At 60.7% G+C, this 2,136-nt stretch carries 1 protein-coding gene and 3 pseudogenes; 2 read left to right on the top strand and 2 right to left on the bottom strand.

Going from position 1 to position 2,136, the window contains the following annotated elements:
- Both FV234_RS25675 and FV234_RS25670 read right to left on the bottom strand, forming a co-directional pair.
- Positions 1 to 657 (bottom strand): annotated as a pseudogene (locus FV234_RS25675) (hypothetical protein); the annotation flags it as partial.
- 137 nt (positions 658 to 794) lie between these two features.
- Positions 795 to 1,333, bottom strand: a pseudogene (locus FV234_RS25670) (IS5 family transposase); the annotation flags it as partial.
- Between FV234_RS25670 and FV234_RS25665 the strand changes: the two are divergent.
- Positions 1,328 to 1,654: pseudogene (locus tag FV234_RS25665) on the top strand (transposase); the annotation flags it as partial. The pseudogenes FV234_RS25670 and FV234_RS25665 overlap by 6 nt on opposite strands.
- Positions 1,655 to 1,773: 119 nt before the next feature.
- Positions 1,774 to 2,136: transposase (locus tag FV234_RS25660; protein ID WP_147832424.1), on the top strand; the 363-nt coding region annotated here is incomplete at its 3' end.

Genomic DNA, 2,136 nt, shown 5'->3' with positions numbered 1-2,136 from the left:
GCCGGGCACCGCGCGGCAATCGTGCAGCAGCAGCGGCGCCGGCCCAGGGTTTCGCCACGCGCTGCAATGCCCCTGCGCCCCAGGAGCACCATCCGTCGGCCTTCGCTTTTTACCGCATTTACGAGAATCGCCATCCGGTCCTCGGAGGCCTCTGCCCCCTGATCCGCCGGCCTGCCCAACCCCTCCCTGTTCTCCTTCTGCTAGGATTATTAATCTTCCAGGCCCAATGATCTCTAAGGCTCGAATTGCTATGTTTCCAGAGTTTTGACCGCGTTCTCCTGCGGCTCCTTGACCTCCTTGTTGGCCGTCGTTTCCAGCTGGGCCTGCTATCTGCCGCGTCTTCTTCTGTGCTCCTTGAGCAAAAGACCGAAAAGTGAAGTTTCCTTGAAGTTCAATTTTACCAGCAGATATATTCAAATCTTTTCCATCAAGGATATACTCCCCGTCTGATGGGAATGACAGTATTTCATCAATCGGGTCGGCTCCAATATAAATTTGTTTTTTCCCCTCTCCGCGACCGATTTCTTCAATTCTAGTTTTTACAGGAATTACCGTTTGCGCGTATGCCGCAAAGTTATTCAATATTCCCGCAGTGGTGATTCCTACAGCAGCGATAAGCTTTCTTAGCTTCGTGTATTTGGGGAACGAGAATATCATCGATGGACCCTTCGATCGCTGTTGGATGGACGGTAAGGCGTCTCTGCTTGGCCGTCTACTGCCGAAGTGCTGACCCTATTTTTTAGAATGGCGGACGTGGATGACCACGGTCATGACGCTACGCGGGCTAAGAGCGCCTAACAGAACTGTCTGATCTGGTTGAGGGTGACGAGGCTGGCCGCGAGGCTCGTGAAGGCCTCGTAGATGTCTGCACGTCGTTCGTAGCGGATAGGCAATCGACGGGAGCGGTTGAACCAAGCGTGGGTGCGCTCGACCCCCCAACGATGACGGCCGCGTCTCTCGCTACTCTCGATGCCTTTGCGTGCGATGCGCGGTACGATCCCGCGCGTCCGGCATTCGTGTCGACGGGGTCTGGCATCGTAGGCCTTGTCGGCGTGCAGTTTGTCCGGACGGCGTCGCGGTCGGCCGCGTCGGCCGCTCCGCACAGACGGGATGGCATTGAGAGTGGCCGCTATTATGACTTTGTCGTGTTGATTGGCCCCGCTCAGGCAGAAGCCGAGAGGGGTGCCGCGCGCGTCGGTGACGAGGTGGCGCTTCGTGCTCGGCCTGCTTCGATCCGTCGGATTCGGGCCGGTGGCGGCCGCCCTTTTTTTGCCGGGACAGATGCGCTGTCCAGGCAAGCCCGACCCCAGTCGATCTCACCCGCCGCGTGCAGGATCGCGATGGGGCTGGACCGGTGCAGTGCTTGTCGCGGCGGACCTTCCCGTTCATCGCCAAGGCCTTCGCCGATGCAGGCTATGCCGGCGACAGCCCCGCGACCGCAACGATCATCACCGTCGACATCGTGCGCAAACCCAAGGATCAGGTCGGCTTTGCCGTGCACCCGCGCAGATGGGTGGTGGAACGCTTCTTTGGCTGGATCAGTCGCAACCGCCACCTTTGGAAAGACTGGGAGGCGACTATCGCCTCGGCCCAGGCCTTCCTCTACGCCGCCGCCGTCATGATCCTCGTTCGACGGCTCGGCCGAGCGTCATGACTTATCGGACAGATGGGGTGATTGGGGTCACGCCGCGGTTCCGCTGAAGGCGGCTGCTCCTATCGAGATGTGAGATCGTGGTCGATGTCGGATCGCCACAGCATCAGGAAGGAGCAGCCATGACCTACTTTGCCGGACTCGACGTCTCCCTGGAAGAGACCACAATCTGCGTGGTCGATGAGACGGGACGGCTCACCAAGGAGTTGCGAACCGCCAGCGAGCCGGAGCCGCTCGTAGCCGCCCTGGCGGGGCTCGGCCTTCCGCTGGAGCGCATCGGCCTGGAGGCGTGCTCGCTGACAGCGTGGCTGCACGACGAGCTTCGGGCAGTGGGTCTACCGGCGGTCTGCATCGAGACGCGGCTCGCCAACGCGGCCATGAAGACGATGCCCAACAAGACCGACCGCAACGATGCCCGCGCGCTTGCCCAGATCATGCGCACGGGCTGGTACCGGCAGGTTCACGTCAAGTCGCGCCAGTCCCGG

The sequence above is a fragment of the Methylobacterium sp. WL8 genome, assembly GCF_008040045.1.
GTDB classification, from domain to species: domain Bacteria; phylum Pseudomonadota; class Alphaproteobacteria; order Rhizobiales; family Beijerinckiaceae; genus Methylobacterium; species Methylobacterium cerastii.
This window is presented reverse-complemented; position numbering and strand designations above follow the sequence as displayed.